Source organism: Aeromicrobium phoceense, from assembly GCF_013868155.1.
Taxonomy (GTDB): domain Bacteria; phylum Actinomycetota; class Actinomycetes; order Propionibacteriales; family Nocardioidaceae; genus Aeromicrobium; species Aeromicrobium phoceense.
Genome location: NZ_JACEOG010000001.1, coordinates 501,443 through 520,603, shown reverse-complemented (window position 1 = coordinate 520,603; position 19,161 = coordinate 501,443). Strand labels below are relative to the sequence as shown.

Below are 19,161 nucleotides of genomic sequence, written 5' to 3'. Positions count from 1 at the left end.
CCGGCGGTGTGAGGCGGTTTCCCGGGGTACGTTCGAGCCATGGTGATCCTCGAGCTCACCCAGGCGCTGGCCGGCGAGGATCCCGCCGGACTCCTGCCGGCGCGCCAGCAGATGGCGCTGTCCCTCGGATGGCACATCGTGCTCGCGTCGTTCGGGGTCGCGTTCCCGGCGATGATCCTCGTCGCGCACTGGCGCGGCGTGTACCGCGACGACGCGGACGCGCTGACGCTCGCGCGGCGCTGGGCGAAGGTCTCCGCCGTCCTGTTCGCGATCGGGGCGGTGTCCGGGACGGTCCTGAGCTTCGAGATGGGCCTGCTGTGGCCGGGGCTGATGGGCCCCTTCGGCGACGTGCTCGGGCTGCCGTTCGCCTTCGAGGGGCTGTCGTTCTTCGTCGAGGCGATCTTCCTCGGCATCTACCTCTACGGCTGGGGCCGGCTCCCACCGCGACTGCACCTGCTGATGATCGTCCCGATGGCCGTCGCGGGTGTCGTCGGCACCTACTGCGTCATCTCGGTGAACGCCTGGATGAACATGCCGGTGGGCTTTCGCATCGAGGACGGCGAGGTGGTCGACGTCGACCCGTGGGCGGTGCTGTTCAACCCCGGAGCGGTCCTGCAGTTCGCGCACATGTGGGTCGCGGCCTACATGGTCGCGGGGTTCCTCGTCGCGGGCGTCTATGCGGCCGGCATGCTCCGGGGTCGCCGCGACCGTCACCACCGGCTGGGTTTCACGGTGCCCTTCGCTTTCGCGAGCGTTGGCGCCGTCGTCCAGCCCTTCGTCGGGCACCTGCTGGGGTTGCGCATCGCCGAGGCCCAGCCGGCGAAGCTCGCGGCGTTCGAGCTGGCGACGGAGACGGAGAGCCCGTCGCCGCTGCGCCTCGGCGGTCTGCTGATCGACGGGGAGGTGCGGTACTCGCTGGACATCCCGGGGCTGGGCTCGATCATCGCGCGGAACTCCTTCACCGAGCCCGTCGTGGGACTGAACACGATCCCGGCAGCCGATCAGCCACCGGTCAACATCACCCACATCGCCTTCCAGACGATGGTCGGCATCGGCACCCTGCTGTTCGCCGTCGCGGTGATCTACTGGCTCGCGCGCTGGCGAGGGCGTGACCTCGCGGCGAACCGCTGGGCGCTCCGCCTCGCCGTGGCCGCCGGGCCGCTGGCGGTCGTCGCGCTCGAGGCCGGCTGGATCGCCACCGAGGTCGGCCGACAGCCCTGGGTCGTCTACGGCGTGCTCCGCACCCCCGACGCGGCGGGCGACAACCCCGACATCTGGATGCTGCTCGTCGCCACCGCGATCCTCTACACGGTCCTGACGGTGGGGGCGGTCACCGTGCTGAGGTCGATGGCCCGGCGGTGGCGTGCGGGCGAGGAGGACCTGCCGAGTCCCTACGGCCCCCAGGCCGAGAGCCCGGTGCCACGGTGAGTCTCGCGGTGGCCGTGGCGGTGGCCCTCTTCGCCGGCGTCATCGCCTACGCGCTCTTCGGTGGCGCGGACTTCGGCACCGGCTTCTACGACCTCACCGCCGGTGGGTCCCGGCGCGGCGCCGAGCTGCGGACACTCGTGGACCACAGCATCGGCCCGGTCTGGGAGGCGAACCACGTCTGGCTGATCTACGTGCTCGTCATGTGGTGGACGGGGTTCCCCGGGTCGTTCGCGGCCGCGATGGACACCCTGATCCTGCCGATGCTCCTCGCGCTACTGGGGATCGTGCTGCGCGGTGCCGCCTTCGCCTTCCGCAAGTTCGCGGCCACCCTCGGCCAGGCGCGTCTGTACGGCGCCGTGTTCGCCGGCTCGTCGCTCATCACGCCGTTCTTCCTCGGGACCGTCGCGGGCGCGATCGCGTCGGGGCGGGTGCCGATGGAGGGTCGGGGCGACCGGTGGTCCTCCTGGCTGAACCCGACCTCGGTCTTCGGCGGCCTCATCGCGGTGGGGACCTGTGCGTTCCTCGCGGGCGTGTTCCTCACGGCGGACGCGAGCCGCGCCGGTCACGCCGATCTGGCCGACTCGCTGCGCCGCCGCACGCTGGGCGTGGGGGTCTGCACGGGCGTGGTGGTGTTCGTCGCGCTGGTGCCGATCACCGAGGACGCGCCGGTCCTCGCGGAGGGCCTGGCCGGGCGTGCCGCACCGCTGATCGTGGCGTCGGCGCTGGCCGGTGCGGCGACGCTGGTGCTGCTCCTGCGGCGGCGCTACAGGCCCGCTCGCGTGACCGCCGTGGGGGCCGTCGCCGCGGTGGTCGCGGGCTGGGGGGTCGCGCAGTACCCGTGGCTCCTCGTGGACGAGGTCACGATCGCCGACGCGGCCGGGGCTGAGGCGACCCTCGTCGGCCTGCTCGTGGTGGTCGGGCTGGCGGCGCTCCTGGTGCTCCCGCCGCTGGCCTACCTGTTCTGGCTGACCCAGTCGCAGGAGTGGACCGAGCACTGACGGCAGGGACGACGGAGGCCCCGGGGAATCCCCCGGGGCCTCCGTCTTACCCGCTCGGGTCAGCGCTTCACCACCCGCAGGGTGATCGCCGTGTTGCGGGCGCCCACGCGGTCGTTGCCGAGGTAGCTGACCACGAGGCGGTGCTTGCCCGCCTTGAGCTTCGGCAGTCGCACCGAGACCTTGCCGTTGCGGACCGTCCCGTCGGCGACGACGCGACCCTTCACCTTCACGAGGACCTTGCCGTTCGCCTGGGCCGGAGCGGCCACGCGGACCGTCACCCGGGCCCGCTGTGACGTCTTGATCCGCTTCTTCGACAGCGAGGCGCGGACCGTGGCCTTGGCCTTCGCGACCCGGGAGGCGGTCGAGGTGGCGGTCACCGGCTGGTGCCCGACCGTCGTGGCGGTCACGCGCACGCTGATCGCCCGGCCGATGTCGGCCGCGGTCACGCGGTAGTCACCGCCCGTCGCGCCGCGGATCGGCTGGCCGTCCCGCAGCCACTGGGCCTGGAGCGTGGCGGCCTCGGTGTTCGACCACGTGCCGATGCTCGCGCGCAGGACCGAGCCGACCCGCAGCGAGCCGCTGACCTTCGGCCGAACCGTGTTGACCGGCGCCTTCGCGCCCTTGACCTCGACGATCCGGGTGACCATCGACTGGTTGCCGTTCGCATCCGCGACCGAGTAGGTCAGCGCGTAGCTGCCGGGCTTCGCGGTGTCGACCTCGCCGAGGACCTGGACGTTCTCGGTGACGTCGCCGTCCACCGCGTCGACCGCCTTCACGCCGGCCATCGGGTCGAACACCTCGTTCAGCTCGACCGAGCCGTTCTGCGGGACGGTCAGGGTCGGCGCGGTCGTGTCCGTGCCGCTCGAGCCGGCCGTGAACAGCGAGATCTGGCTGACCTCGCCCGGCAGCTCGTCGCCCGAGGCCGCGTCGACGCTCGTGGCGTGCCAGGCGTAGGTCCGGCCCGCCTCGAGCCCGTCCCACGTGACCGTCGCCGGCCAGCCCGAGCGCACCGTCTCCTCGCCGATCACGCGATCGGTCGGGTCGACGACGACCAGCCCGTCGGAGCTGAAGCTCGTCTTGCGGGTCGTGAGGTTGATCGGCAGGCGCGTGTCGTCCTCCGTGCCGTTGTAGCGGAAGCGGTCGTCGTACTCGGTGGCGCCGAAGTTCTTCAGCAGCGGCGAGTAGGTGTCGACCGCGACCTCACCGGCGTCGAGATCGAACTGGAGCAGGCGGAAGAACGACGAGCCGAACTGGAGCGGCGTGTTGCTGTCGTAGCCGACTCCCGTCAGCCCCAGCTCGTCCGAGTTCACCTTGTAGAACTGGTAGTCGGCGAGCAGCTCGACCACGTGGTGCCCCTTGCGGGCGACGTCGCGGCGCAGCTCGATGCTCACGCCGTGCTCGTGCCCGGACAGGACCAGTGCGACGTTCGGGTTCTTCTTGATGACGGCGTCCAGCACCTGGCGGCCGTCGTAGGAGAACCCGCTGCCGCGGCCGTCGGGGTTGACGCTCGGGGTCAGGTAGGCGTGCGTCAGCAGGATCGCGTTGCGGTCGGGGAACTGCTTGAGCACGCTGTCGGCCCACGCGGACTCCTCGGCGTCGACGCCGAACCCGAGGGACACCACGACGAAGTCCATGTCGCCCTCGCTGAACAGCACGTAGTTGTTGCTGCTGTCGCCGGCCTTCCACGGGGTGTACTCGGCGCGCGCCTTCTTCCAGGCCTCGCTCTGCTCGAGCGCGTCGTAGCGGTCGGGACCGAAGTAGTCGTTGTACAGCGCGTCGGGCCCGGTGTCGGCTCCGTAGAGGTTGTCGTGGTTGCCGGGCAGCGCCGTGTTGACCATGCCCGCGTCGTCGAGGACCTTCTGGGCCTCCGAGGCGACCTCGAACTCGGCGCGCGCGTTCGGCTCGTCGGAGCCGACGTTGTGCCAGTTCTCGATGACGTCGCCGGTGTGGGCGGTGAACGCGATCTTCCGCTCGTCGGCGTTCGCCGCGATCCACTCGGTGATGCCGCGGTAGGCGTTGCGCCAGACCTCGCGCTCCTGCTCGGTCTCCTGCTCCACCGCGCCCTCGGACAGGTACTGCGTGTCGGTGAGGTGGGCGATCGAGAAGTCGTAGGCGTCGGGGCTCTCGAAGGAGTCCTTGACCTCGTTGGGCAGGTCGTCGGCGAACGGGTCCTCGCCGGTCACCAGGACCGGGACGCTGCCGTCGTGACGGTGGCGGCTGCGCAGGTCGCCGGTCAGCTGGACCTGACCCTCGGCGTTGCCACGCGAGCGGGCGAGCTCGTCCCAGGCCTCGCCGTCCCAGACGCGCAGGACCACCTCGCGCGCGGGATCGACGCGGCCACTCCAGATCACCTGCTGGTCGGAGTTCGACGTGACCGGCACGTCGAACTGCTGGAACGGCATCTCCGTGGCGGACGGCGAGTCGAGGAACGTGTCGTCACCGGGAGCGGCGGCGTCGGTGATCGGCTTCTCGTCGGTGCCCGTGAAGTCACGGCCCTCCGGGATCTCGGTCAGGACGCCCTGGCGTCCCTGCTTCGCCACCACGACGTCGGCCTCGCGGAAGGTGGTGCGCACCCGGTCGCCCGAGGGGTTGGTGGCGTTGGCCGAGAGGCGCACGGAGCCGCCGCCCTGCTCGGTCTCGGTGCCACCGGGCGTCGGGACGTTGGCGGTCGTGAAGGTCGTCGTGTGCTCGATCGGGGTGCCGAACACGTCGTGTCCCGCCACCGTGAGCGCGTGCTCGCCGGCCTCGAGCCCGGCGCCGATCTCGTCGCCGGGCTCGATCGGGTCGCCGTCGAGCTCGTAGCGGACGTCGCGGCCGACGCCCTCGGGGTTGGTGAACTCCACGCCGAAGCGGGTGCGCTTCGTGAGGCGCTCGCCGGCGGCCGGCGTGGTCGAGCTGACCTTGACGTTGTAGTTCGCGGGGCGGCCGGCGAAGGCGTCGCGGCCCAGCGCGAGCACGCCGTCGGCGTCCACGGCCTCGCTGAAGACGCGCACGCGGCTGATCGTCGACGGGGAGAAGTAGTTCGGGCGGTCGCGGCCGGTCGCGTCGCCACCGACCACGAGGTTGCGGGCGCCGGCGCTGGGCGAGCTCAGCGTGCCGGTCGCGGGGGTGCTGGCGGCGAGGACGCCGTTGACGTAGAGCCGGACCATCTCGCCGTCGTACGTGCCGACCGCGTGGTACCAGCGGCCGCTCTCGACCTGGACGCTCGTGTTCCGGTACGCACCGCCGATGTGGGGGTTGAACGAGAGCCGGTCGCCGTACATGACGACGGCGAAGCCGCCCGCCTCCTTGGCGCCGCACAGGTTGCCGCGCGTCTCCACGCCGCTGGCCTGGAAGTCCTCGTTGTACTTGAAGACGCACTCGACGGTCATCTGGTTCGCGAGCTTCGGGAACTGCGCCTCGAACGGGTAGAGGTAGGCCGAGCCGGAGCCGTCGAACTCGGCGACCTTCGTGCCCATGGGGGCGTCGTCGCGCACCTCGGGCGCGCCGAAGGTGCGCGGGCTCAGGCCCTGCGCGCCGTCGACCGGGGCGCCCGAGGAGAAGTCGAGGTCGAGGACGTCGGCCTGGGGGGCCGCGGGTCCCTCACGGTCGGCGTCGGCGAGGGCCGACACCTGCTCCGCGCTGAGCGGGTCGCTGTAGATGCGGCTCGTGCGCAGGGTGGTGGGGGCGAAGAACTGGGGCCTGTTCGCGTTGCTGACGTCGGCCGCCAGCATCATCGAGTCGGCGCCGGTGGTCGAGTGCTTGAAGGCACCCGCGGCGGCGACGTCGCGGACCAGCTCGCCGTCCAGGTAGAGCTTGAGGCGCGTGCCGTCCCACGTCGCGACGGTGTGGTGCCACGTGCCCGTGGTGATGGGGACGCGGACGCTCTTGTAGCCGCCGCCGACGTGGATCATGAAGTGCACGTCGTTGCCGGACATGACCGTGGCGAAGCCGCCCGACTCCTTGGAGGAGCACAGTGCCGCCTCGGTGCTGGCCGCGGTGCGAGGCCCGTCGAACCGGAACGAGCACTCGAGCGACATGCCCTGCTCGAGCTTGGAGAACTCCGAGCGGATCGGGTAGCTGACCGCGTCCTTCGTGCCGTCGAAGCTCAGGACCGAGCGCCCGGTGCCGAGGTCGGCGGCCGCCTTCGGCTCACCGTGGACCGTGGGCTCGAGGCCCTGGGCGTGCTCGGTGAGCTTCCCTCCGCGGAAGTCGACGTCGAAGACGTCGGCGGTCGGCAGGTCGACCGCCTGGCGCAGTGCCGAGGCCGCGGCCGGCGGCGCGGCGATGGTCGCCATCGAGCTCACCGCCGCATCGGCGAGACGCGGCGTGGCGAGGGCGGGGGCGGTGGAGAAGGTACCGAATCCAACCGCCGCGGCGAGCGCCAGGCTGGAGGTCGTGCGAAGGGATCGCATGGGCAGTGTGCTCCTACGGGAAGGCCATCAAGACGCACTGAGACTGGCGGCGTGAGGTTCCTCGCGGTGAACGGGAGGTGAGCACCGGGCGCAAGGTGCGTGAGCACTCGGTGCGTTCGGGATCTGTTCGCCCGGCGTTCGCCCGCGCTGGGCAGCAAAGCGAGAACCCCGCCGAGCTGACGCTCGACGGGGTCCTGATCCTGCTGGCGGTGGCGGTGGGATTTGAACCCACGGTGGGCGTGAACCCACACACGCTTTCGAGGCGTGCTCCTTAGGCCGCTCGGACACGCCACCGCCGAGGAGTTTACGTCAGTCACCCCGTCGCGACCCAATCGGGGCGGCCGGCCGTGGCGCCCGGCGGGCGGCAGAGGGCTGATTCGTCGGTCGCGACGGTCTACGATGTGACATCTCGCGGGAGCCCCCGGACTGCGGGCATGTCACATCGCCTACAGAAGGGCTCCGCCGTGAAACGTCGCAATCTCCTCGTGGCCGTCATCTCCGCACTCGTTCTGGTGGTGGGCTTCGCGAGTCCTGCCCATGCCCAGACGGTGAGCAAGAGCTACTCCATCTCCAAGCGAATCAACGTCGGGGGAAACATCTGCGCCACCGTGAAGCTGACGGGAAAGATGCGTGGAACCGTCACGTACATCCACGGCTCACGGAACGATCGCATCCGGTTGAGCAAGCCGCGGTTGGCCAGCCCCTCGATCTCGGCGTCCTACGCCTACTGCACGCGCCCCCATGCCCGGAAGGTGACCAGCTCGACGGTGACGCAGCTCTGGCACTACACCGGTTGCAAGTGGAATCCGAGCATCAGCGCCTCAGTGCCGTTCGCCGTGAGCGCGTCCGTCACTCCCACCTGTGGCAACTTCCGCGCGGCACGAGCCAGTGCCAAGGGCGGAAAGGGCTACGGGGCAGCGCTGAGGGTGTCGGGAGAGACGGCCACGTGGAACCGCACCGAGACGTACCCGGTGCGGACCAAGAAGTACACGACATGCATCCGCGCCGCGGCGACGGTGAAGGTGCGCACGGGCAACACCACGTACGCCCGCGGCAAGCCTGTGGACTTCGGGAACGTCTGCCTCAAGTGGTGACGCTGATCGTCCGCCCGATGGGGGCACGCGGGGTTCCGGGGCCCTAGGGTCGGGGCGTGGCTTGGGCACTCCTGGCGCTGCTGGCGCTCGCAGCGGGCGTGACCGCCTGGCACGACCCGCGGCGGCTGCGGATCGGCGTGTACCTGACCCTCGTGATCGGACTGGCCTCGATCGGGATCGCCGGGCGGGTCGCGATCCTTTTGGACGACTCCGACGATCCGCTGCGCCTCGCCTGGGCGCTGCTCGGCGCCGTCGTCCTCGCGATTCTGGCCCTCGTGGTGCTCGGCGTGGCGAGTGTCTTCAACGGGTTCGCGATGCTGCGGCGCGAGGGCCGTCGTCCCTCGAACCTGCTCTCGCTCGTCTTCGGCGTCGTGGTGCTCGCCTACTGCGCCCTGATCGTGGCGGTGTGGTGGTTCGACCGGAACCACACCGACGTGGCGCTCGTGCTGTTCTTCTGGCTGGTCGCGATCGGGACGCCCCTGGCCTACCTGGCCTTCGTCTTCGTCGCGTTCGTCGGCTACGGCCTGGTCTACGGCTGGGCAGCCGCCCGCTGGGCCCGTCCGGTCGACGCGGTGATCGTGCTGGGCGCCGGTCTGATGGGCGAGCGGGTGACGCCACTGCTCGCGTCGCGGCTCGACCGGGGCCGGCAGGCGCTCGACCGGTCGCGCGCGCGTGGCCGGGATACGCACCTGATCTGCTCGGGTGGGCAGGGTGCGGACGAGGTGGTCCCCGAGGCCGTGGCGATGGCGAACCACCTCGTGGAGTCCGGCGTCGATCGCGACCTGCTGTGGCTCGAGGACGCCTCGACCTCCACGGAGGAGAACCTGCAGTTCAGCGCCCGGGTCGCGGCCGAGCACGGGGTGGAGGGCGGCCGGTTCGCGGTCGTCACGAACGACTACCACGCGCTGCGGGCCGCGCTGCTCATGCGGCGAACCAGCCTCGACGGCTACGCCCTGGGCGCGACCACCGCTCGCTACTTTTGGCCCAGCGCGATCCTGCGGGAGTTCGCCGCCATCCTGTGGGAGCACCGCAGGCTCAACGTCGCGCTGCTGGCCCTCGCGTGCGTCCCGATGGTCCTGCTGCTCGTGCGCTCCGTCGCCTCCCTGGCCTGAGACGCCACCGCCCGCCGTCCAGGCGGCGGGGCGGCGGGCGGAGTGAGGCGCGATCTCAGCCGGGCTGGCTGATCGAGAGCATCGTCTCGCTGAAGAGATCGATCTCGTCGTCCTTCGAGCGGCCCGAGCCGCCGCCGCCGAGGAGGCTCGCCAGCTCACCCGCGGCGCGCTCGATGCGCGACTGCAGGGTGCCCTCTCCGGAAGAGCCCCAGTCGTGCGGGCTGGCGAACACGCCGGTCGGCACGACCACGGACTGCAGGTACGCGAACAGCGGCCGCAGTGCGAAGTCGATCACCAGTGAGTGGCGAGCCGTGCCGCCGGTCGCCGCGAGCAGCACGACCTTGCCGATCAGAGCGTCGTTGTCGAGCGCGTCGACGAACGACTTGAACAGCCCCGGGTAGGACGCCTTGAACGTCGGGACGACGACGATCAGCGCGTCGGCTTCCCCAAGCTGGTCGTACACGTGCTGCAGGCGCGGTGCCGCGAAGCCCGTGAGCGCCGCGTCGGTGATCTCGTGCGCGAAGTCGCGCAGGTTCACCACCTCGACGCTGGCGCCCCCGAGGGCGGTGCCGGAGGCCGCGGCGAGCCGGTCGGCCAGCATGCGCGTGGTCGACGGCTCGCCGACGCCCGCGGACAGGGCGACGATGCGGGTCATGCCGCCACCCCCGTGGAGAAGCGACGGTACGTGGGAGTCGGCATGACAGCCTGGATGCTCACTCGCTGGCGCTCGTTCATGCCATGACCTCCTCGGTCAGTGCGGCGTCGCGGGCGGCGACGCGGGCGGCGTGGGTGGGGGCGTCCGGCACGCCGGCCGGGCGTCGCGCGTCGAACTCGGCGCGCATGGTGGGCAGGATCTCGCCGAGCAGGTCGAGCTGCTCGAGCACGGTCTTGAGCGGCAGGCCCGCGTGATCGACGAGGAACAGCTGGCGCTGGTAGTCGCCGAAGTAGTCGGCGAACGCCAGCGTGCGCTCCAGCACCTGCTGCGGACTGCCGACGGTCAGCGGCGTCTGCTCGGTGAAGTCCTCCATGCTCGGGCCGTGCCCGTAGACGGGCGCGTTGTCGAAGTACGGCCGGAACTCGTTGACCGCGTCCTGGCTGTTCTTGCGCATGAAGAACTGACCGCCGAGCCCGACGATCGCCTGCTCCGGCGTGCCGTGCCCGTAGTGGGCGTAGCGCTGCCGGTAGAAGTTGATCAGCTGGATGTAGTGCTCCTTCGGCCAGAAGATGTTGTTGGCGAAGTAGCCGTCGCCGTAGAACGCGGCCAGCTCGGCCACCTCGGGCGTGCGGATCGAGCCGTGCCACACGAACGGCGCGACGCCGTCGAGCGGCGCGGGCGTCGAGGTGTAGCCCTGCAGCGGCGTGCGGAACTTGCCCTCCCAGTTGACGACAGGCTCGCTCCAGAGCTTCTGGAGCAGTTGGTAGTTCTCGATCGTCAGCTCGACGGCCTTGCTGATGTCCTTGCCGAACCACGGGTACACCGGCGCTGTGTTGCCGCGGCCGAGCATGAGGTCCATGCGGCCGTCGACGAGGTGCTGCAGCGTCGCGTAGTCCTCGGCGATCTTGACCGGGTCATTGGTCGTGATCAGCGTCGTCGAGGTCGAGAGGATGATCTTCTCGGTCTGCGCGCCGATGTACGCCAGCGTCGTCGTGGGACTGGAGGGCACGAACGGCGGGTTGTGGTGCTCGCCGGTGGCGAACACGTCCAGACCCACCTCCTCGGCCTTCTTCGCGATCGCGACCGTGGCCTTGATGCGCTCGTGCTCGGTGGGGGTCGAGCCGTTCGTGGGGTCGGTCGTGACGTCGCCGACGGTGAAGATGCCGATCTGCATGCTGCTCATGGCTCCAGTCTCCCAGAAGTTAGTTAAAGTTTCAACTACTACAACGCAGCAGGGCCCGGTCTATTCCGCGGAGGCCTCAGCGGCCGAAGAAGGAGCGCAGCAGGGTGGAGGAGTCGTCGGGCAGGACGTCGGCCAGGACCTCGGGACGGTGGTTGAGGCGGCGGTCGCGCACCACGTCCCACAGCGAGCCGACCGCGCCGGCCTTCTCGTCCCAGGCGCCGAACACGAGCCGGTCGACGCGGGACGCCACGACGGCGCCGGCGCACATCGTGCAGGGCTCCAGCGTCACCACGAGCGTGCAGCCGTCGAGCCGCCATCGGCCGAGCGCCTCCGCGGCCGCGCGCAGGGCCACGATCTCGGCGTGCCCCGTCGGGTCGGCGTCGCGCTCGCGGGTGTTGCGGCCCTCGCCGACGACCAGCCCTTCGTGGACGACGACGGCGCCGACGGGGACGTCACCCTCGGCGGCAGCCTCGCGCGCCAGGTCGAGGGCCCGCCGCATGAACGGGTCCCACGTCACCCGACGATCGCCTCGAACTGCTCGCCGAAGCCCAGCCTCTCCGCGAGGTCGGCCAGCGCCTCGTCGGGGAAGAGGTCGTCGTCGTCGCACAGCAGGCTCAGCTCGACGGAGGCCAGCCCGAGGTCGCTGACGATGTCGAGGTCGCCGACGGGCTCGGGCTCCTCGTCGCCGTCGACGGCGTTCACCAGCTCGGCCAGGTCGGCCGCGAGGGGCCAGTCCCACACGGCGGTGGCATCGGACAACAGGGCCCGTACGTGCTCACCGCTGCGACGCACGATCACGAAGAAGTCGTCGTTGACCGAGGCCAGTCCCAGTACGCCGACGTCGGACGGGAAGCGGGCGAGCGCGTCGGTGAAGCCGTCGAAGTCCTCGCCCAGCCGGGGCGGGAGTTCGACGACGGTCCACGCACCCTCGTCGCGGTACGCGGCGATCACGAAGTCGACGTCGTCCTCGGCCACTCTGCGATGGTGACAGACGCCTGCACGCGGCCGCTACCCTCGACGCATGCGTGTTCACGTCGCCGACCACCCCCTGATCTCCCACAAGCTCTCGGTCCTGCGCGACGCGCGCACCGATTCGCCGACGTTCCGGCGGCTCACCGAGGAGCTGGTGACCCTCCTGGCCTACGAGGCCACGCGTGAGGTCAGCGTCGAGACCGTCGAGGTCACCACGCCGCTCACGACCACGCAGGGCGTCCGGCTCACCAGTCCCGGCCCGCTCGTCGTGCCGATCCTGCGCGCCGGACTCGGGATGCTCGAGGGCATGCAGCGGCTGCTGCCCACCGCCGAGGTCGGCTTCCTGGGCATGATCCGCAACGAGGAGACCTTCGTCGCCGAGACCTACGCCGAGCGGCTGCCGGACCGCCTCGACGGCCGCCAGTGCTACGTCCTGGACCCCATGCTGGCCACCGGCGGCACGCTCGCCATGGCGATCGACTTCCTCGTCGAGCGCGGCGCCCGCGAGATCACCGCGATCACGCTGCTGTCGGCGCCCGAGGGCATCGAGCGCCTCGAGCGCGACACGGCGCACATCGACGCGCCGGTCACCCTCTTCAGCGCCGGCCTCGACGAGCGCCTCGACGAGAACGGCTACATCGTCCCGGGCCTTGGCGACGCGGGGGACCGGCTCTACGGCATCGTCGACTGATGCACGAGTTCATCGCGGCCCTGCCCAAGGCCGAGCTCCACGTGCACCACGTGGGCTCCGCCTCACCCGACACGGTCGCCGAGCTCGCCGCCCGGCACGAGGACTCGCCCGTCCCCGCCGATCCCGCGGCCCTGGCCGAGTACTTCACGTTCACCGACTTCGGTCACTTCATCGAGGTCTACCTCTCGGTCGTCGACCTGCTGCGCACGCCCGAGGACATCTGGACGCTGACCCACGAGGTCGGCCGCGACCTCGCCGCGCAGAACGTCCGCTACGCCGAGCTGACGATGACGCCCTACACGTCGATCGTGCGCGGCATCGCCGCCGAGGCGTACGTCGAGGCGATCGAGGACGCCCGCCGCGCCGCCGAGCGCGACTTCGGCGTGGCGCTGCAGTGGATCTTCGACATCCCCGGCGAGTCGGGGATCCCGGCGGCCGACGTCACCCTCGACACGGCGCTGCGGCTCGGCCCCGGCTCCTTGGTGGGCTTCGGTCTCGGCGGCCCCGAGATCGGCGTGCCCCGTCCGCAGTTCGCGTCGCACTTCGAGCGCGCCCGCGCGGCCGGGCTGCACAGCGTGCCGCACGCGGGGGAGTCCACCGGCCCGCAGTCGATCTGGGACAGCCTCGACCTCCTGGGCGCCGAGCGCATCGGCCACGGCATCGCCGCCGCCCAGGACCCGCGGCTGATGGAGCGGCTCGCGACCGACGGGATCGCGCTCGAGGTGTGCCCCACGTCGAACGTGCGCACGCGGTCGGTGCCCTCGCTCGACGAGCACCCGCTCGCGACGCTCGTCGAGGCCGGCGTGACCGTCACGATCAACTCCGACGACCCGCCGATGTTCGGCACGACGCTGAACGACGAGTACGCGATCGCGGCCGACCTGCTGGATCTCGACGAGTCGGGCCTGGTCGCCCTGGCCACGGCCGCGGTCGACGCCAGCTTCGCGCCCGAGCCGATGAAGGCCCACCTGCGCGCCGAGATCGACGCCGCGGGTCGCTGAGCCGGGCGGTCGCCGCTCGACAGGACAGGTGACGCGCGCCCCGGCACAGTGGTCTGGTGGGAGACGAGACGACGCACGGGGCCGCCGATCCCATCGCCCTGGACGAGCCGGATCCGCGACGCTGGCGGATCCTGGCCGTCACGCTCGTCGTCGGCTTCATGACACTGCTGGACGTCACGGTCGTGAACGTCGCCGTGCCGTCGATCCGCGAGGGCCTGGACACCTCGGCCGGGACGGTGCAGTGGGTCGTGTCGGGGTACGCCCTCGCGTTCGGGCTGGTGCTCGTGGCCGGCGGCCACCTCGGTGACGCGTACGGCCGGCGCCGGCTGATGACCATCGGCCTGATCGCCTTCGTGGCCTCGAGTGCGGCGGTGGGACTGGCGCCGAACGCCGAGCTGGTGGTCGCGGCCCGGCTGGCGCAGGGCGCCGCCGCGGGGCTGCTCACGCCACAGAACGCCGGGCTGATCCAGGAGCTGTTCACCGGCGCCGAGCGTGGTCGGGCGTTCGGCTACTTCGGCCTGACCGTCTCGGTCGCGTCGGGCCTCGGTCCGGTGCTCGGTGGCGCGATCATCGCGCTCTCCGGGGACCTGGGCTGGCGGCTGATCTTCCTGGTCAACGTTCCCATCGGCCTGGTGGCGCTGGTGGCGATCCGTCGCCTGGTACCGGTCGCCCGCGGCGACGGCGAGCGGGAGCGCGTCGACGTCGTCGGCGCCGTGATCCTGGGATTGACCGTGCTGTGCCTGCTGTACCCCCTCATCGCGCTCGAGTCCGGGAGCCGACTGCCGCTGCTCCTCGTGATCGCCGTGCCCCCGCTGGCCCTGGGCTTCGTTCGCTGGGAGCGCTCCGTGCGCGCTCGCGGCCGGTCGCCGATGCTGGACATCGGGATGCTCGCGGAGCTGCCGACGTACGGCAGCGGCGTGCTGATCGGCACGCTCTACTTCGCCGGGTTCACGGGCGTGTTCCTGGCCTCGTCGGTGTGGCTGCAGGAGGCGCGCGACCTGAGCGCCCTGCACAGCGGGCTGCTGCTGACCCCGTTCGCGATCGGTGCCGCCATCACGTCGACCCCGGCGGGCCGGCTGGTCAGCCGTGCCGGTCGCCTGGTCACGATCGGCGCTCTGGTCGTGCTGATGACCGGCTTCGCCGCGATGGCATGGGTGACGCCCGGACAGGACAGCGAAGCGCTGTGGTGGACCTACGCCCCGCTGCTGCTGTTCGCCGGACTCGGTGGCGGCGGAGTGGTGGCCCCGAACCAGACCCTCACCCTCCAGGACGTGCCGCCGAGCGTGGGCGGCGCCGCCGGGGGCGCGCTGCAGACGGGCCAGCGCATCGGCTCGGCCCTCGGGACGGCGGCGCTGATGACCGTCTACGGCATCGCGGCGGCGAACCATGGCGCTGACGTGGGGCTACGAGCCGCCCTGCTCACCTCGGTGGCCGTGCTCTCGCTCGCGCTGGCGGTCGCGGTGGTCTCCCACCTGCGCATCGCGAGGGCGGCCGCGAACGACTGACATGTGAAGCGCTCCCCACCCGGTCGGGTGAGGAGCGCTGCACATCTGGCCCGCCGGCGGCGGGCCGGCGGTCAGAGAGCCTTGATGATGTCCTCGACGCGGTCCTTCGCGTCGCCGAACAGCATCTGGCTGTTCTCGCGGAAGAACAGCGGGTTCTGCACGCCCGCGTAGCCGGCGGCCATGGAGCGCTTGAACACGATGACGTTCTTGGCCTCCCACACGTGCAGGACGGGCATGCCGGCGATCGGGCTGGTCGGGTCCTCGGCGGCGGCCGGGTTGACCGTGTCGTTGGCGCCGATGACGAGCACGACGTCGGTCTCGGCGAGGTCGTCGTTGATCTCGTCCATCTCCAGGACGATGTCGTAGGGGACCTTGGCCTCGGCCAGCAGCACGTTCATGTGTCCGGGCAGGCGTCCGGCGACGGGGTGGATGCCGAAGCGGACGTCGACGCCCTTCTCGCGCAGGCGGTTGGTGAGGTCGGCCACGGGGTACTGCGCCTGGGCGACGGCCATGCCGTAGCCGGGCGTGATGACGACGCTCTTGGCATCGGCGAGCAGCTCGGCGGCGGACTCGGCGGTGATCTCGCGGTGGTCGCCGTAGTCGGTGTCGTCGCCGGGGCCGGCTTCGATGCCGAAGCCGCCCGCGATCACGGAGATGAACGAGCGGTTCATCGCCTTGCACATGATGTAGGACAGGTAGGCACCGGAGGAGCCGACGAGCGCGCCGGTGATGATCAGCAGGTCGTTGCTCAGCAGGAAGCCCGACGCGGCCGCGGCCCAGCCGGAGTAGCTGTTGAGCATCGACACGACGACCGGCATGTCGCCGCCGCCGATCGAGGCGACCAGGTGCCAGCCGAGGGCCAGGGCGACGACCGTGACGGCGACCAGCAGCCACAGGGCGGGGTCGATGACGAACCAGATCGTCAGGATCACGAACAGCGCGAGCGCACCGAGGTTGATCCAGTTCTTGCCGGGCAGCACGAGCGGGGCGCTCTTCATCTTCGCGCTCAGCTTGAGGTACGCCACGATGGAGCCGGTGAAGGTGACAGCGCCGATGAACACGCCGATGAAGACCTCGGCGTTGTGGATGTCGAGCAGCGTGCGGGCGTCGTCCGTGGCGGTGCCGGCGGGGGTGTGCTCGAGGAACTGCGCGAGGGCGTTGGCGCCGCGGACCTGGAGGTAGCCGTTCCAGCCGACCAGCACGGCGGCCAGGCCGACGAACGAGTGCAGCAGCGCGATGAGCTCGGGCATGCCCGTCATCTCGACGATCCGGGCGCGCCACAGGCCGATCGCGGCACCGATCACCATCGCGACGATGAGCAGCGCGAGCCCGACGCCGGGCTCGTGGTCGATCACGAGGATGAACGTCGCCACCAGGGCGATCGCCATGCCGGCGATGCCGAAGGTGACACCGCGGCGGGCGGTCTCGTGGCGCGAGAGCCCGGCCAGGGACAGGATGAACAGCAGCGCCGCGACGAGATAGGCGGCGTTGGCGAAGGATTCGGCAGTCACGAGTCAGTCCCTACTTGCTGAACATGCTGAGCATGCGTCGGGTCACGGCGAAGCCGCCGAAGACGTTGATGGAGGCCAGCAGCACGGCGACGAACGCCAGCGCGCGGATCAGGCCGTCGTCGATGCCGATCTGCAGCATCGCGCCGACGACGATGATGCCGCTGATCGCGTTCGTCACGCTCATCAGCGGTGTATGCAGCGCGTGGTGCACCTTGCCGATGACGTAGTAGCCGATCACGATCGCCAGCAGCAGCACGGTGAAGTGGCGCGGCAGCGGGTCGGGCGCGACCGCCACGACCCACAGGAACACCAGTACGCCGACGGCCATCGCACCGATCTTGACCGCGGGGCTGACCGGCTTCTTCGGCTCGGGCGCGGGCTTCGGCTCCGCGGCGGCCACGGGCGCCGGGGCGGCCGAGACCTGCACGGGCGGCGGCGGCCACGTCTTCTCGCCGTCTCGCACGACGGTGACGCCGCGCTGGACGACGTCGTCGAAGTCCAGGACGATCTGGCCGTCCTTGCCCGGCGTGAGCAGCTTCATGAGGTTCACCAGGTTGGTGCCGTAGAGCTGCGAGGCCTGGGTGGGCAGGCGACCGGCGAGGTCGGTGTAGCCCAGGATCGTGACGCCGTTCTCGGTGACGACCTTCTGGCCGGCGACCGAGCCCTCGACGTTGCCGCCCTGGGCCGCGGCCATGTCCACGATCACGCTGCCGGGCTTCATCGTGGCCACGTCGGCGGCGGTGATGAGGCGCGGCGCGGGACGACCCGGGATGAGCGCGGTGGTGACGACGATGTCCACGTCGGCGGCCTGCTCGGAGTAGATCTCCGCGGCGCGCTTGTCGTAGGCCTCGCTGGTGGCCTTGGCGTAGCCGTCGGAGGAGACCTCCTTGGCCTCCTCGGGCACGACGACCTCGAGGTACTCGCCGCCGATCGACTTCACCTGGTCGGCGACCTCGGGACGCGGGTCGGTGGCGCGCACGATGGCGCCGAGGCTGGAGGCCGCACCGATGGCGGCCAGGCCGGCCACGCCGGCGCCGGCCACGAGGACCTTCGCCGGGGGCACCTTGCCCGCTGCGGTGACCTGGCCGGTGAAGAAGCGCCCGAACTCGTGGGCCGCCTCGACCACGGCGCGGTAGCCCGCGATGTTGGCCATCGAGGAGAGCACGTCCATGGACTGGGCGCGCGAGATGCGCGGCACCGCGTCCATCGCCAGCACGGTGATGGGACGCGACGCCAGCTTCTCGACCAGGTCGGGGTTCAGGCCCGGGCTGATCATGCTGATGAGGGTCGCGCCGTCCAGCATGAGGGCGATCTCGATCTCGGTGGGCGCGTTGACCTTGAAGATCACGTCGCTGGCCCACGTGTCGGGCTTGTCGCTGATCGTGGCGCCGACGGCCGCGTAGGCCGCGTCGCTGAAGCTGGAGGCCGCTCCGGCCCCGCTCTCCACGTTGACCAGATAGCCCAGATCGATCAGCTGCTTCACCGTCGCCGGAGTCGCAGCGACACGAGTCTCGCCGGGGGCGGACTCCTTCACGACGCCGATCCTCATCGAGCCGAGCTCGGTTGCGGGGGTGCTCATCCCGCAGACAATAGCCGGGTGTCCGGGGGCCCGGCGCATGAGGTGTGTCACGTTACGGACAGGTAACACGCTACGGCTTCGGCAAACGGCGGATGTGACATCGGCAGTGGCACATTTCACATACCGCCGGTATCTTGGCGGCCATGTCCTCTCTGAAGCCCCAGCAGTTCCGCGGCAAGGTCGCGCTCATCACGGGTGCCGCGCGCGGCATCGGCGCGTCCGTCGCCCGTGCCTACGTGGCCCACGGCGGTCGGGTGGCCCTCGTCGGACTCGAGCCCGACCTGCTCGCCCAGCTGGCCGACGAGCTCGGCGAGTCGGCGGCCTGGTGGCAGGCCGACGTCCGCAGCAGCGAGGAGACGAAGAGCGCGATCGACGCCGCCGCCGCCCACTTCGGCCGGCTCGACCACGTGGTCGCCAACGCGGGCATCGCGTCGTACGGCACGGTCCGCCAGATCGAGGACGAGGCGTTCGAGCGCGTCATCGACGTCAACCTCAACGGCGTCTTCCGCACCGCCAAGTACGCGATCCCCCACCTGCAGGCGTCGAAGGGCTACCTGCTGGTGGTCTCCTCGCTCGCGGCCTTCTCCAACATCGCCGGCCTCAGCTCCTACAGCGCGAGCAAGGCGGGCAACGAGGCGCTCGCGATCGCGCTGCGCCAGGAGGTGGCGCACCTGGGCGTGAAGGTCGGGCTGTGTCACCCCTCGTGGATCGACACCGACATCGTGCGCAACGCCGAGGCCGACCTGCCCACCTTCAAGGCGATCCGCCGCCGGCTCCCGTACCCCGCCAACACGACCACCGACGTGGAGACGTGCGCCGAGCGGATCCTCGTGGGCCTGGCCAAGCGCAAGAGCCGGGTCTACGTGCCGCGCGCGGTGCTGCTGGCGAACTGGAGCAAGGCGTTCGTGAACTCGCCCGCCACGTGGCCCTACGTGCGGCTGCTGACCCGCAAGACCGTGCCGGCCCTGGAGCGGGAGGTCACGGCGCTCGGCCGGTTCCACCACGCGCACACCCCGGTGACGCAGAAGAAGCAGTAGG

The 19,161-nt window shown here is 70.8% G+C and carries 15 protein-coding genes and 1 tRNA gene; 8 read left to right on the top strand and 8 right to left on the bottom strand.

Going from position 1 to position 19,161, the window contains the following annotated elements; all coding sequences use genetic code 11:
* The first annotated feature begins 39 nt into the window (after positions 1–39).
* On the top strand, positions 40–1,428 hold the full coding sequence (locus H1W00_RS02515) for a cytochrome ubiquinol oxidase subunit I (protein WP_206679954.1): 1,389 nt from the start codon (positions 40–42) through the stop codon (positions 1,426–1,428).
* Positions 1,425–2,426, top strand: coding sequence for a cytochrome d ubiquinol oxidase subunit II (locus tag H1W00_RS02510; RefSeq protein WP_181753339.1), 1,002 nt, complete (start codon positions 1,425–1,427; stop codon positions 2,424–2,426). The genes H1W00_RS02515 and H1W00_RS02510 overlap by 4 nt, the downstream gene beginning before the upstream one ends.
* Before the next feature lie 59 nt (positions 2,427–2,485).
* Here the strand turns inward: H1W00_RS02510 and H1W00_RS02505 are convergent, their stop codons facing one another.
* Both H1W00_RS02505 and H1W00_RS02500 read right to left on the bottom strand, forming a co-directional pair.
* A complete protein-coding gene (locus H1W00_RS02505; protein ID WP_181753337.1) occupies positions 2,486–6,820 on the bottom strand; it encodes a LamG-like jellyroll fold domain-containing protein in 4,335 nt (1,444 codons plus the stop codon).
* A 204-nt stretch (positions 6,821–7,024) separates the two neighbouring features.
* A tRNA-Ser gene (locus H1W00_RS02500) sits at positions 7,025–7,114 on the bottom strand.
* 170 nt (positions 7,115–7,284) lie between these two features.
* On the opposite strand from H1W00_RS02500, the gene H1W00_RS02495 reads away from it, so the two are divergent.
* Both H1W00_RS02495 and H1W00_RS16740 read left to right on the top strand, forming a co-directional pair.
* A complete protein-coding gene (locus H1W00_RS02495; RefSeq protein WP_181753335.1) occupies positions 7,285–7,914 on the top strand; it encodes a hypothetical protein in 630 nt (209 codons plus the stop codon).
* 56 nt (positions 7,915–7,970) lie between these two features.
* Positions 7,971–9,026 carry an ElyC/SanA/YdcF family protein gene (locus tag H1W00_RS16740; protein ID WP_181753333.1) on the top strand — a complete coding sequence of 352 codons (1,056 nt, stop codon included), beginning with the start codon at positions 7,971–7,973 and terminating at the stop codon, positions 9,024–9,026.
* Positions 9,027–9,081: 55 nt separating this feature from the next.
* Here the strand turns inward: H1W00_RS16740 and H1W00_RS02485 are convergent, their stop codons facing one another.
* The 4 genes from H1W00_RS02485 to H1W00_RS02470 all read right to left on the bottom strand — a co-directional run bounded on the left by H1W00_RS02485 (position 9,082) and on the right by H1W00_RS02470 (position 11,839).
* Positions 9,082–9,681: a CE1759 family FMN reductase gene (locus tag H1W00_RS02485; protein WP_181753331.1), complete on the bottom strand. Its 600-nt coding sequence runs from the start codon at positions 9,679–9,681 to the stop codon at positions 9,082–9,084.
* A gap of 76 nt (positions 9,682–9,757) precedes the next feature.
* Positions 9,758–10,855 carry an LLM class flavin-dependent oxidoreductase gene (locus H1W00_RS02480; protein ID WP_181756139.1) on the bottom strand — a complete coding sequence of 366 codons (1,098 nt, stop codon included), beginning with the start codon at positions 10,853–10,855 and terminating at the stop codon, positions 9,758–9,760.
* Positions 10,856–10,940: 85 nt separating this feature from the next.
* Positions 10,941–11,363, bottom strand: coding sequence for a tRNA adenosine(34) deaminase TadA (tadA, locus tag H1W00_RS02475; protein WP_181756138.1), 423 nt, complete (start codon positions 11,361–11,363; stop codon positions 10,941–10,943).
* A gap of 14 nt (positions 11,364–11,377) precedes the next feature.
* Complete coding sequence (locus tag H1W00_RS02470; RefSeq protein ID WP_181753329.1) at positions 11,378–11,839, bottom strand: tRNA adenosine deaminase-associated protein; 462 nt, start codon at positions 11,837–11,839, stop codon at positions 11,378–11,380.
* A 46-nt stretch (positions 11,840–11,885) separates the two neighbouring features.
* On the opposite strand from H1W00_RS02470, the gene upp reads away from it, so the two are divergent.
* The 3 genes from upp to H1W00_RS02455 are packed head-to-tail and all read left to right on the top strand — an operon-like array spanning position 11,886 to position 15,033.
* Entirely contained in the window at positions 11,886–12,527 is a 642-nt protein-coding gene (gene upp / locus H1W00_RS02465) for a uracil phosphoribosyltransferase (RefSeq protein WP_078699499.1), read from the top strand.
* Entirely contained in the window at positions 12,527–13,528 is a 1,002-nt protein-coding gene (locus H1W00_RS02460; protein WP_181753327.1) for an adenosine deaminase, read from the top strand. The genes upp and H1W00_RS02460 overlap by 1 nt, the downstream gene beginning before the upstream one ends.
* A 56-nt stretch (positions 13,529–13,584) precedes the next feature.
* Entirely contained in the window at positions 13,585–15,033 is a 1,449-nt protein-coding gene (locus H1W00_RS02455; protein ID WP_338072803.1) for an MFS transporter, read from the top strand.
* 71 nt (positions 15,034–15,104) lie between these two features.
* Here the strand turns inward: H1W00_RS02455 and pntB are convergent, their stop codons facing one another.
* A complete protein-coding gene (gene pntB / locus H1W00_RS02450; protein ID WP_181753325.1) occupies positions 15,105–16,544 on the bottom strand; it encodes a Re/Si-specific NAD(P)(+) transhydrogenase subunit beta in 1,440 nt (479 codons plus the stop codon).
* Positions 16,545–16,554: 10 nt separating this feature from the next.
* Positions 16,555–18,093: a Re/Si-specific NAD(P)(+) transhydrogenase subunit alpha gene (locus tag H1W00_RS02445; protein WP_206680033.1), complete on the bottom strand. Its 1,539-nt coding sequence runs from the start codon at positions 18,091–18,093 to the stop codon at positions 16,555–16,557.
* 173 nt (positions 18,094–18,266) lie between these two features.
* Between H1W00_RS02445 and H1W00_RS02440 the strand changes: the two genes are divergently transcribed.
* Entirely contained in the window at positions 18,267–19,160 is an 894-nt protein-coding gene (locus H1W00_RS02440) for an SDR family oxidoreductase (RefSeq protein WP_181753321.1), read from the top strand.
* The last annotated feature ends 1 nt before the right edge of the window (position 19,161 follow it).